A 12,849-nucleotide genomic window follows, 5' to 3' on the forward strand; every position below is an offset into this window, starting at 1 on the left:
GCTGGTCAGTCAATCGTCAAACCAGCCCGTGTCGCCTATGGGCATGCCCGGCGGGATGGCGGGCGCTGTGCCGCGACTCTCCAACGTGCGCTGCAAGGAATCCTTGTCACGCAGCAACGCGGCGGTGTGCCGAGCCCAGGCGCCGTCCTGCCCCGTCCCGCCCGCGGCCAACGCGGCGGCGATCGTGGACAGCCGATCCTCTAGGAGCGCGGCCACGTCCGGGCTGGTCGCTGGATCGCGGGCGGCGCCGGCGATCGAAAGGAGCATGCGATAGGCGATGCGACGCCCCACCGCATCGCGCCGCGCCGAAGGGAGCGTCGCCTGGAGGCGATCGAGCAGCATCTCGACGCCCGGCAGGGACGGATCGCGCCGATGCTGTTCGAACAGCCGACGCAGCCGTGCCGGGGCGAGCAGCGAATCGAGCGTCAGCTGCGCGGCGACGTCCGCCGCGACCAACGGATCGAAGGCGAAGGATCCGGCATTGCGGAACACTTCCTGGTCGAACTGCGGATCGTCGCGGCCGTTGATCGCGGCGGAAAGCGGCATCACCAGCCGATCGGGCACGGTAAGCGTCGCCGGCGACAGCGTCTCGATCAGCGCGTCGAGCGCGGCCGTCTGGGTAGCGGCGGGTACCGGCTTCGCGACCGGGTGGTTGTCGCCCGCCACCGCATACTCCGAATCGATGCCGCCGACGAGCTTGCCGACGGCGTCGACGTCGTAGCGGTGGAGCAGCCAGACGGGTACAAACTTGCGCCGCAGATCGGCCAGCGGCTCGTCCTTGCGCAGCACGCCCAGCCCGAAATTGGCGAGCGCGACGCGCCGCACCGCCAGCATGTGGCGCAAGGAGGCCACCGGGTCGGGCCCGTCGTCCCACATGCTCCCCCAGGGGCTCGGCGTATCGGGGGCGCGGCCATCGACATCGGTGACGTAGCGCAGCCCGCGCGCCTGCACGGCAAGCGCCTTCTGCCGCGCCGCCGCGTCTGCATCGATGCCCGGGGCCGGCTGGCCATAGAGCCAGTCGACGACGAAATCGTCCCAGGCGCCGCCGCCCTTGGCATAGGCGTCGGACAGGTCGATCGCGCCGCCGACCAGTTTGATGCGCGGCGGCGGATAGTCCATCACCGTGGTGCGATCCTGGGTGCTGCCGGCGAAATTGTGCATGAAGCCGAGCGCATGGCCCACTTCGTGCGCGCCCAGCTGGCGGATGCGGTCGAGCGAGACGCGCACCGGATCGTTGGGGCCGCCGCTGCCATTCTGGGCGGTGCCGACCAGCCCTTCGAAGATCGTCATGTCCTGCCGCACGCGCAGCGCGCCGATCACCACATTACCCTTGATGATCTCGCCCGTGCGCGGATCGACGATGCCGCCGCCATAGGACCACCCGCGCGTCAGCCGGTTGCTCCAGTTGACCATGTTGTAGCGCACGTCCATCGGATCGGCGCCTTCGGGCAGCAGCTCGGCGCGGAAGGCGTCGATCAGCCCGGCCTTGTCGAACGCGGTGCGCCAATAGTTCACGCCCTCCACCAGCGCAGCGCGGATCGGCTCGGGCGCAGCGCGATCGACATAGAAGACGATCGGCTTCTTCACCCGCGAGCGCGGCGCGGCGGGATCCACCTTCTCTAGGCGGAAATGGTTGGCGAGCTGCTGCACCACGTCTTGGCCGAGCGGCGTGCCATAGTCGTAATAGCGCTCCCCGCTCGTCCCCGATCGGGGGTCGAAGCGCCGCACCTGGAAGCCGGGTGCCGGCAGGCGCACGAAGCTGTGATGGACGACAAAGCCGATCTGGCGGGGCTCGGCGGCGATGGCGGAGAGTTCGCGGCCGGGCGTGTCGCTCTGATAGGTCTGGAGGGCGTCGATCTCGATATTGTCGGGAAATGCCTTCACCGAACTCGGATCGGCGGCGCTGAGCGACTCCGCCAGGCGGAAGCCCTTGCCCCCCTCGTTCAGCGCATCGGCCAGCCCCACCGTGTCGCGGGTGAGAAACGGCGCGATGTCGATCGTCAGCGTGCCGTCGGGCCCGGTCGCCACCAAGTCGAGCATCGCCACCACGCTGAACGGAAAGCTGGAGCGGCCGCCCTCGCTAACCGCGGCATCGCCGGTCGCCCGGAAGCGCCAGTTCTCGAAGGTCACCGCCACCTTCTTGCCGATACGGCGAAAGGCGAGGATCTGCTCGGGGCCGACCATGCCGCGATCGATGCGCAGATTGGCCGAGCCCAGCCCGCTGCGCATCGTCGTCGCATAGAGAAAGCGGCCGGCGACCCCGTCGGCATCGGGTGGTGGCAGCGTGAACAGGATGCGCCCCTCGGCCGGCACGGCCTTCACCGGCAGCAACGGCGCTTCCTGCGCGCGTGCCGGGAGCGCGGCGGTTGCCGATGCCGCCGCCGCGGCCAGGAGGATCGCCATCGCCATTCCGCTCACCCTGTCCCGCATGCCCGATCTCCCCATTGCAGTGCTGCACTGCGCCATCCTACTCGGAAAAACGATTGTGCATCCCGGCAATTTTCGATGATTTTTGGGGTAGAAACGATCGATTTGTTCAACGGAAGGGGCGCCAAATGAACAATTCCGCTACGGACGATCTCGACGGAACCGATCTTCGCATCCTCAACCACCTGGTCTGCGACGGCCGCAGCTCGGATGTGGCGCTGGGTGAGCGCGTCCATCTGTCGAGCACGGCGACGGCGCGTCGGCGCAAGATCCTCGAGGATCGCGGCGTGATCCGCGGCTACACCGCGGAGCTCAACATGGCAGCGCTCGGCTATGGCATCGACGTGCTGGTATCGATCGAGCTCAGTTCGCAGGCAGAACAGGCGCTCAACGAGTTCGAATCCGCGGTGGTGCGCTGTCCTTCGATGTCGTTCTGCAGCTTCGTCTCGGGCGAGACCGACTTCATCATGATGATCCATGTCCGCTCGTTCGAGGATTATGATCGCGTCTATCGGCGCGAGCTATCGACCCTTCCGCACGTCGCACGGATCCGCAGCAGCTTCCTGATGCGCTCGGTCGAACGTCGGATCGTGGCGCCCGTTGTGCTCGAATCCATCCGTCACGTCTGATACTAAGCTTCAAGACAAAGGATTGCTGCGAACGAATCCGGCGTGAACGACCCTCCTTTCGTTCGATTCCTTCAACCAGCCCGTCCGGGCGCATGTTCTTTGCCGAGAAGCGATGACGCCTGTTCGCTACACTGCAGCGCATAACAGGGGCGACGCAACGACGGAACGCGCCAAGGCAGGAAGAACCAACCACGCGGGAGAGACGGCACGTCACCACGGGGGTTCACAACATGCACGAGAGTCGCATCGGCCGCGCATCCGCGCGTCCGTACAGCATCCAGCGCCGCGCCCGCTTCGCCGCGGTCGCGCCGGGCGCACTGATCCTTTGTCTCGCCTGGTCGGGATCGGCCTTGGCGCAGGCCGAGGCGCGGGGCCCCGACAAGTCGGCGCCGGCCGAAGGGCAGACCACCAACACGCCGGGCGGCAAGCCGGAGATCCCGGTCGATCCGCTGACCGGCGAGCCAGTGGCGGAGCAAGGCGGCGAGATCGTGGTCACCGGCTCGCGCATCGAACGCGACGGCTATAGTGCACCGACGCCGGTCAGCGTAATCAGCAGCAAGGAGATCCAGACCGAGGCGCCGGCCAACATCGCCGATCTCGTCAACACGCTGCCCGCGGTGCGCGGCAGCTCGACCGCCGGCAATTCGAACGGCTCGCTCAGCAACGGCCTGGCGGGCATTGCCTCGGTCAACCTGCGCGCGCTCGGCGCCAACCGCACGCTGGTGCTGTTCGACGGGCAGCGTTCGGTCGCCTCGGCGACCAGCGGCGTGGTCGACGTCAACACCTTCCCGCAGGCGCTGATCAAGCGCGTCGAGGTGGTCACCGGCGGCGCCTCCTCGGCCTATGGCTCGGATGCGGTGTCGGGCGTGGTCAACTTCATCCTCGACAAGGAATTCAAAGGCGTCTCGGGCGACTATGAGTACGGCATCACCACCTATGGTGACGGGCCGAACCACAAGGTGTCGCTCACCGCGGGCACGCCATTCGCCGGGGGCAAGGGCCACCTCCTCGCCAGCGGCGAGTATTTCAAGCAATATGGCATCCAGACGATCGACCGCGACTGGAACGATGCCGGCTTCTTTCAGATCGACAACCCCGCCTATTCTGCCGCGGCCTGCAGCGACAACAACGCCGCGACGATCTGCTACCCGGCGCGCCTGATCCAGGGCGGCATCGGCACCAGCCAGTTCACGCCCGGCGGCCTGATCAGCACCGGCCCGTTCCGCGGCACCTATTTCGGCACGATCGATCCGGCGACCGGCAGGGCGACCACCGGCACTCTCGCCTTCGGCCAGGTCAACGGCCAGTGGATGGTGGGCGGCGACTATAAGCTGACCCGCCAGGGGCATCTGAGCAGCGCCACGCTCCTTCCCGCCGAGACGCGCGGCAGCGGCTTCGGGCGGGCGAGCTACGCCTTTTCGGACGCGATCGAACTCTACGCCCAGGTCGCCTACAGCCGCTATCAGGGCCAGAGCTATTACCAGCAGACGCCCTCGACCGGGGTGACCATCCAGGTGGCGCCGAGCGCCGCCAATGGCGGGCTGGTCAACGCCTATCTGCCGCAAGCCTTCCTCAACCAAGTGAGCGCCTATAACGCCTCGGTGGCGGCGGCGAGCCGCATCTCCACCATCGCGATCGGCACCAGCAATGCCGGCATCCCGCCGCAGGGCAGCGACAATACCCGCGAGGTCTATCGGTATGTGCTCGGCGGCAGCGGCAAGTTCGTCGTCGGGCCGATCGACTGGGCTTGGAGCGGCTATTACCAGAAGGGAGTCACCAAGACCCAGGAACTGCTGACCAACGCCTGGAACGTCACCCGGCTCGCCCAGGCGACCGACGCGGTGGTCGCGCCGGCCGGCAACAGCGCGGGCATCGCTGCGGGCACGATCGTCTGCCGTTCGACGCTGACCAGCCCCGGCAATGGCTGCGTGCCGATCAACCGCATCGGCGTCGGCGGCGTCACCCAGGCGGCGCTCGACTATATCTTCTACGACGGCCAGCAGCCGCTGCGGTACCAGACGCTCAAGCAGGACGTGGCGGCGCTCAACTTCTCGACCAACAATCTGGTCGATCTGTGGGCCGGGCCGATCTCGCTGGCCTTCGGCGGCGAATGGCGGCGCGAGGCGGTGTCGGGCTATGTCGACCCGCTGTTCCAGCCGAGCCTGGTCAACGGCGTTTCCACGCCCACCTGGATCTACGGCAATTATCTCCCCAGCTTCGGCCACTATACGGTGAAGGAAGCCTATGCCGAGACGCTGGTGCCGCTGTTCAGGGGTGCCGATTTCAACGGCGCGCTGCGGGTGACCGACTATTCCACCTCGGGCAGCGTCACTACCTGGAAGGCGGGTGCCACCTGGCAGCCGATCCCGGACATCAAGCTGCGCGCCACCTATTCGCGCGACATCCGCGCGCCCAATCTGGGCGAGCTGTTCGCCGCCGCCACCGGCCGCACCAACACGGTCAACGTGCCGCTGGCCAACGGCGCCCAGCGGACCGACCAGTTCCTCGAGGCGACGATCGGCAATCCCGCGCTCCAGCCCGAAATCGCCAAGACGCTGGGCGTCGGCGCGGTGTTGACCCCCAGCTTCGTGCCGGGCCTCGCCGCCTCGGTCGACTTTTACCGGATCAAGCTGGGCGGCGCGATCAACACGATCACCGCGCAGACCCTGGTCACCCAATGCTATGAGCAGGCCAATGCCGCCGCCTGCGCGGCGATCACCACCACCGGCGGGCTCGGCGCGACCGGCGCGGGGCTCGCGATCACCAATATCGAGCTGAAGCCCACCAACTTCGTCTCGATCCTGTCCAAGGGCATCGACTTCGAGATGAGCTATCGGCGCAATGTGGGCGCCGGCAAGATGACGCTACGCGCGCTGGTGACCCGCAACCTCAGCCTCTACACCAACAACGGCATCGACGTGCCGACCGAAGCGGCAGGCCAAAATTCGGGCAGCCTGCCCGATTGGAGCTATCGCTTCTCGGCCGGGTACGACGTGGATCGCTGGACCTTCCAGCTGGTCGGCCGCGGCGTGAGCAGCGGGGTGTACGACAACAGCTATGTCGTCTGCTCCACCGACTGCCCGGTCTCGACCGTCGCTAACCGCACGGTCAACACCAACCATATCGCCGGGGCGATCTATTTCGACCTGCAGGCCAATCGAGAGTTCGCGGTCGGGCGGGTGAACTTCCAGGGCTTCCTGTCGATCCGCAACCTGTTCGATGCAGATCCGGTGCTCGTCGGCAACGGCCCCACCGGCAACAACACCCCGGCCTATCCGCAGACCAACCGCGCCCTCTACGACGTGCTCGGCCGGGTCTACCGGCTGGGTGTGCGCTTCCACTTCTGACCCTGCCGGACGGCGCCCCTCGCGCGCCGTCCCCTTCCCCGTTTTAAGGAGAGACCAGCCATGACCATGCTGTCCCGCACCCTCGCGACCGCGCTGATCGCGAGCACCACGCTCACCCAGATCGCTGTCGCCGCGCCCCGCCCCACCGATCCGCCGGCACCCCAGGCAGCGGCCGCCGATCCCAAGCTCGCCCAGATGAAGGCCGATGCCGTCACCAATATCGATGGCCATGCCAAGCTGGTGCAGGAGATGGTGGATTCGGTGTTCAGCTTCGCCGAGCCGGGTTTCCAGGAATATCAGACGATGGAGTATCTGACCGGCATCCTGGCCAAGAACGGCTTCACGATCACCAAGGGCGTGGCGGGCATGCCCACCGCCTGGACCGCAACCTGGGGCAGCGGCGGCCCGCTGATCGCGCTGGGCAGCGATGTCGACTGCCTGCTCGGCCTGTCGCAGGTGCCCGGCTCGCCGACGCTCAAGCCGCTCGTGCCCGGCGCGCCGGGGCATGGCGAGGGGCATAATGCCGGCATGCCGCTGATCATCGCGGCGGCGATCGCCGCCAAGGCGGTGATGGAGAAGAACCACATCCCCGGCCGGCTGATGCTGTGGCCCGGCGTCGCCGAGGAACTGCTCGGCGCCAAGGCCTTCTACGTCAAGGCGGGGCTGTTCAAGGATGTCGACGCGACGATCTTCACCCATGTCAGCAGCGATTTCGGCACCGCGTACGGCAATCTCGGCAACAACGCGCTGGTCTCGGTCGAATATACCTTCCACGGCAAGACCGCGCATGCCGCCGGCATGCCTTGGGAGGGGCGCAGCGCACTGGACGGCGTCGAGATCATGGACAGCGCCTGGAACTTCCGCCGCGAGCATCTGCCCGTCACCCAGCGCTCGCATTATGTGATCACCAATGGCGGCGGCCAGCCCAACATCGTGCCAGACCTCGCCTCGGTCTGGTATTATTTCCGCGAGCAGAATTTCGACAGCGTCCGCAACCTGTACAACATCGGCACCGAGATTTCCGAAGCCGCGGCCAAGGCGACGGGCACGACGGTGGAGCATCATCTGCTCGGCTATGCCGCACCCAATTTCGCCAACAAGCCGATGGCGGAGGCCGCCTATGCCAATATCAAGGCGATCGGCATGCCCGCATGGACTGCCGACGACCAGGCCTTCGCCAAGGCCGTGCAGCAGGCGAACGGGCGCACGGTGAAGCCGCTGCCGACCGAGATCGGCCCGCTTTCGACGCCGGAAACCCGCGAGCGCTCGCTGGGCGGCGGTTCGGACGATATCGGCGACATCATGTGGACGGTGCCGACGATCACCATCCGCTTCCCGTCGAACATTCCCAGCATGATCGGCCACAACGTCCTCTCGGCGATCGCGATGGCGACGCCGATCGCGCACAAGGGCGCGGTGGCAGGCGCCAAGGCGGTGTCGCTGACGGTGCTGGACCTGATGACCGATCCCAAACTCCTCGCCGATGCCAAGGCCTATTTCCGCGACGTGCAGCTCAAGGACCAGAAATATGATCCAGTGGTCGTGCCCAGCGATCAGCCGGCGATCCACCTCAACCAGGAACTGATGGAGCGCCTGCGGCCGAAGATGAAGCCGTTCTACTATGACCCCAAGAAGTACCCGACCTATCTGGACCAGCTCGGCATCAAATATCCGAACACGCAGGCTAAATAAGCTTTGCCGACTCCGCGTGCCGACACGCAGTGTCGGCACGTGATCGCACGCAGAACATGAATGTCGGCGATGATTTGCGACGCTCAAGCCTGGTCGATCACACCATTATCGAGGCGCGCTGAACCGAAGCGGCTATGCTTGTGCGCCGCCAGGCAGCTCTCTCGCCAGGTGAGATCCGTTCGGCTGCTCTTACCGAACGCTGAAATCTGCGTCGGATTGCGACAATGGGCAGGTGCCGTGCGGGTGCCCGGCGCTTTCACATCGGGTACGCCATCTCCACAAAGCCGGATTGCACCTCGTCACGGGCGGCGGTGCATCGTCCTATTCATACCGGAGCGCAACGATAGGTGCTCGGCGCGCGGCAGCCCCCGTCAGCACGCCGATGCTCGCTACCGCCACGACGAACGCAACGCCGCCCGCCGCAGGATACAGCCATAGCGGCATGTCGATCCGATAGGCATAGCCGTTCAGCCAGCGCTGCATTGCCCACCAGGTCACCGGCCAAGCGATGAGGTTGGCCAGCAGCGCAGGGCGGGTCAGCTGGCGGAGCAGCAGCCACAGCACCTGCCCGGTGCTCGCCCCCATCGCCTTGCGGATGCCGATTTCCTTGGTGCGTCGATCGGTGGTGGCGATGGCGATGCCGACCATCCCCGCGGCCGCCAATAGCACCGCGAGCGCCGCGAAGATCGCAAACAGCTGCAGGCCGCGTTCGAGATCGCGATAGAGTTCCTCCATGCGATCGGACAGGAAGCGGCGGCGGATCGGCCCCTCCCCGCCGGTCTCTCGCCACAGGCGATCGATCGCCGCGAGCGTTTCCGGCACCTGTCTGCCAGACAGGCGGATCGATACCATGCCGGCGCTGGGGCCCACCCGTCGCGGGGCGTCGATATACACAGCGGGCTTCGTCGCCAGTTCGGCCGAGGTGAACTGGAAGTTCGGCACGACCGCGGCAACCACGCCGATCTGCTCACCCTCGGTGAACGGCGAGAAGTTGGTCACCGGCACGCGCTTGCCAACCGCATCGCGCGGCGACCCCAGATCCAGCGCCTTCACCGCCGCCGCGTTGAGGACGATGCGACGCACCTGGGGTTCGCCCTGCGGCGGCAATCCTGCGAGCGAACCGGCGATCGGCGGTACCCCATAGAGCGCATAGGTGGCCGGCAGTGCCGCCGCGACGAGGATCTGGACCGGTCGGCCGCGCAGCTCGATGAAGGACCCGCCCTCGCCCGTCATGAACTCCGATCCGTGGCACGCGGCGCCTTTCACGCCGGGCAAGCGCGCGACCTCCGCTACGAAGCCCGCCGGGCACTCCGCCTCCACCGTAAGCATCTGCGCGATGTCCGCCCCCGTGCCCTGCGCCATCGCGAAACGGCGTTGCTGATAAACGATGCCGGTGGCGATCAGCAGGCCGATCAGCACCGCGAATTGCAGCGTCGCCAGCACCGCCCGCACCCTGGTGCCGCCGTCGCCGGTGCCGGCGTCCGGTCGCAAGATGGCCGCAGGCGAGAGCCTTGATACGACCAGCGCAGGATAGGCGCCCGCCACCAGCCCGATCACGACCGCGCCGGAAACGATCCCGAGCGTCAGCAAGGGCGCCTGCGCATAATCGATGGTGGCGTTGGTATCGAGGAAGGCATTGAGTGGCGGCAGCAGCCATTCGCTGGCGACCATTGCCAGCAGCGCCGCGACCAGCGTGGCCGCCACCGCCTCGCCCAGGAACTGCAACGCGATATCCCAACGGCCAGCACCTGCCGCCTTGCGGACACCGATCTCCTTGCGCCGCCGCCCGGCACGCGCCAGCGCGAGATTGACGGTGTTGGCTACCGCCACGAACAGCACCAGCGCCGCGATTACGGAGCCGGTGATGAGCCGGTCGCGCGCGCCGGGATGCAGATCGGCATCGAGCGCCAGCCGATCTATCCGCACCAGCCCCATGCGATACAGCGCCTGCATTTCCGGCGGCATCAGCGTCGCGATCAGCGGGCGCATCTGGCCCGTCGCCTCGGCAGCGGACGTTCCGGGGCGGAGGCGGAAATAGGTCCTGGACTCGATCCTGAAGCCGCCGTCGGCCGGGCGGGCGAGACCGTGCAGGATCGAAGCAGCACTGCGCGACGAGGCCAGGATGTCATGGGTCCAGTCGGTCGCGCCGGGCGGCAGACCGGCAAGAATGGCGCCCACCGTCATCGCGCGCCCGGCGATGGTGAGCGGCGCGCCCAGCACGTCCTCGCGCCCGAACCAGCGCCGTGCCGCCGCGGCGGTCATCGCCACACCGTCCGGTCGCGCGAGCGTGGCCGCGAGATCCCCACGCAACACCGGGCGCGGCATCACCTCTGCGATGGCCGGATCGGCCCAGTAGATCGTCTCCTTGCGTTCGACCGCGCCACGTCGGATCGCGACTTCGGCCTCGGCAAGCCGTGCCCATGCTTCAACCGACGCGAGCCGACCGGCAACGAGCGGCGCCACCAGCCCGCTGCTAAGGTCACGCGTGTCTGGCGCGCCACCGGGCATCAGGAGGGTGGAGGTAGCCAGATAGGTCCGCGCGCGCTCGGGAACGAAACCGTTCTGCTGCAGGGCGCCGCGCACCACGATCAGCATCAGGATCGCCGCTGTCAGACCCACAACGAGCCCGAGCAGCGCAATCAGCGACAGCGTCCGCGCGCCCAGCGCCGCCCGCCATCCGGCGATCAGGAAGTGCCGGAGCTTCACAGCAGCGTCTCGCTGACCACGCGGCCGTCAAGCATCCGGATCGTCCGCTGCGCCTCGGCGGCGTGGAGCGGCGAGTGGGTGACCATCACCACCGTGGTGCCCGCCGCCACCGCATCCTTGAGCAGGCCCATCACCTGTTCGCCATTCGCACTGTCGAGATTGCCGGTCGGCTCGTCCGCCAGGATCAGCTTGGGCTCGGCCACCAGCGCGCGCGCAATCGCCACGCGCTGCTGCTGCCCGCCCGACAATTGCTGCGGCCGGTGCCGGGCACGGTGCGCGATCCCCACCTGCTCGAGCGCCTCGCCGATCCGTCGCTTCGCCGCCCCTGGCCCGCTGCGATAGAGCAGGCCGATCGCGACATTCTCCTCCACGGTAAGTTCGTCGACCAGATTGAAGCTCTGGAAGACAAAGCCGATATGCGCCCGGCGCAACCTGGTCCGAGCGCGCTCGGAAAAGCCTGCCACTTCCTCGCCGAGCAACCGGTAGGAACCGCCGCTCGGCGCATCGAGAAAGCCAAGGATGTTGAGCAGCGTCGACTTGCCGCACCCGGAGGGCCCCATGATGGCAACGAACTCACCCGCCCCCACCTCCATCGAGATGGCATCGAGCGCGCGCGTCTCCACTTCGGTTGTGCGGAAGCTTTTGCACAAATCGGTAAGCGTCAGCATGGGTCTGCCTCAATCGGTAAGGAGGACGCGGTCGATCCGCGACCAGCTGGAAGTATCGGATACGATGGCACGCTGCCCCGCCTGCATGCCCGCGAGAATCTCGACCTGACGGGGACTGCGGCGCCCGAAGCGCACCCGGGTTCGCCGCGCACTGCGCCCGTCCGGAGCGAGCACGAACAGATCACTACTTCCCTGCGCGGCCGCCGCCGCCGGCAGCACCAGCGCTTGGCGATCCAGGCCAAGTGCCATTTCGCCGTCGATCGCCGCGCCGGGAGTAGCGCCGCTCGGCTGTCTGCCGAGGAAGTCGATCTCCACGGTGAACGCGCCATTCTTCACCTCCGGGCGCACGCGACTAACGCGCCCGGCGAGGCTGCGCCCGCCGAAGGACAGCGTGGCGTCCAGCCCTGCACGCACCCGCGGCAGATAATATTCGTCGATCACGGCAACGACACGGAAGCCGGCGTCGCTGGTGATTTCGGCCAACCGGTCCCCACGATTGCGGTTCTGACCCGGCTTCAGGTCGATCTGGGTCAGCGTACCGGTCACCGGCGCCCGCACGATCAAATCGTCGAGCTGAGCGTGGGTCGCATCGAGGCTGCGGCTCAGGCTTTCCTGCTCGCTGCGCAGTCGGGGGAGCTGTGCGGCGCGAAGCCGCTCCTGGCGCTGGTTGGTCGCCTGCTGCACCGCCAGGAGGCGGCGATAGCGCGCGAGATCGATGTGCAGCGCCTCGGCGTCGCCCCTGGGATAAAAGCCGCGCGCGGTGAGCGCGTCGATACGTGCGGCCTTCGCCTCCAGCGTCGCGACGCTGGCCGCGAGTTCGGTCAGCGTCTTGTCGTTGGTCGCGCGGTTGGTCTCGAGCTGGGTTTCGAAGCTTTGCACCTGGGTGATCGATTCGACCAGGCGCCCCGCATTGTCGAGCACGTCGCGGACCAGCTGCGCATTGCGAAACGCGACCAGCGGCTGCCCCGCCGTCACACGGTCACCGGGCTGCGCGAAGATGCGTGCGACCTGTCCGCCGGACACCGCGTCCAGATAGAGAATCTCGCGCGGCTGCAATGTGCCGTGCACCGCCACCACGTCGCGGAACAACTCGGCGCGTGCGGTGGCGAGCGTCACCGTGCCGGCTGCGACGGTGAGGGTCCGCTCGCCCGCACCATGCACGAACGCGATCATGGCGAGCAGGGCGGCCAGCACCGCCAGCAACGCGATCCAGCTGCTTCGGCGCGGGCGTTGCCACCAAGGTGTGGCGATCGGATGGTCCATGGGCTGCACCTCCCCATCATACCCGGTGGAGCACATACGAAAAAATGCGCGCTGTCAGCAGCTTAGGCCGGAACACTTGCCATTGGCGGGCGAACGGCGTCCGGATTCGTACAGTTG

General features: G+C 67.3%; 7 protein-coding genes. 3 read left to right on the forward strand and 4 right to left on the reverse strand.

Translation table 11 applies throughout. The features are described 5' to 3' along the window. Positions 1-9: 9 nt before the first annotated feature. Positions 10-2,430, reverse strand: coding sequence for a zinc-dependent metalloprotease (locus tag ABIC35_RS06170; protein ID WP_121077574.1), 2,421 nt, complete (start codon positions 2,428-2,430; stop codon positions 10-12). A 125-nt stretch (positions 2,431-2,555) separates the two neighbouring features. Between ABIC35_RS06170 and ABIC35_RS06175 the strand changes: the two genes are divergently transcribed. From ABIC35_RS06175 to ABIC35_RS06185, 3 genes are all read left to right on the forward strand, one after another. Further along, on the forward strand, positions 2,556-3,056 hold the full coding sequence (locus tag ABIC35_RS06175) for an Lrp/AsnC family transcriptional regulator (protein WP_121077576.1): 501 nt from the start codon (positions 2,556-2,558) through the stop codon (positions 3,054-3,056). A gap of 230 nt (positions 3,057-3,286) precedes the next feature. Further along, positions 3,287-6,403, forward strand: a complete 3,117-nt coding sequence (locus ABIC35_RS06180; protein WP_121077578.1) for a TonB-dependent receptor plug domain-containing protein — start codon at positions 3,287-3,289, stop codon at positions 6,401-6,403. Between the two features lie 60 nt (positions 6,404-6,463). Next, positions 6,464-8,095 carry an amidohydrolase gene (locus tag ABIC35_RS06185; protein ID WP_121077580.1) on the forward strand — a complete coding sequence of 544 codons (1,632 nt, stop codon included), beginning with the start codon at positions 6,464-6,466 and terminating at the stop codon, positions 8,093-8,095. A gap of 321 nt (positions 8,096-8,416) precedes the next feature. On the opposite strand, the gene ABIC35_RS06190 is transcribed toward ABIC35_RS06185, so the two are convergent. From ABIC35_RS06190 to ABIC35_RS06200, 3 genes are read right to left on the reverse strand one after another with little or no spacing between them, the layout of a single operon-like run. After that, complete coding sequence (locus tag ABIC35_RS06190; protein ID WP_121077581.1) at positions 8,417-10,801, reverse strand: ABC transporter permease; 2,385 nt, start codon at positions 10,799-10,801, stop codon at positions 8,417-8,419. Continuing rightward, complete coding sequence (locus ABIC35_RS06195; protein WP_121077583.1) at positions 10,798-11,469, reverse strand: ABC transporter ATP-binding protein; 672 nt, start codon at positions 11,467-11,469, stop codon at positions 10,798-10,800. The genes ABIC35_RS06190 and ABIC35_RS06195 overlap by 4 nt, the downstream gene beginning before the upstream one ends. Before the next feature lie 9 nt (positions 11,470-11,478). After that, a complete protein-coding gene (locus ABIC35_RS06200; protein ID WP_183049397.1) occupies positions 11,479-12,732 on the reverse strand; it encodes an efflux RND transporter periplasmic adaptor subunit in 1,254 nt (417 codons plus the stop codon). Between the last annotated feature and the right edge of the window lie 117 nt (positions 12,733-12,849).

The organism is Sphingomonas trueperi (assembly GCF_040545965.1).
In the GTDB taxonomy this organism is placed as follows: Bacteria; Pseudomonadota; Alphaproteobacteria; order Sphingomonadales; family Sphingomonadaceae; genus Sphingomonas; species Sphingomonas trueperi_C.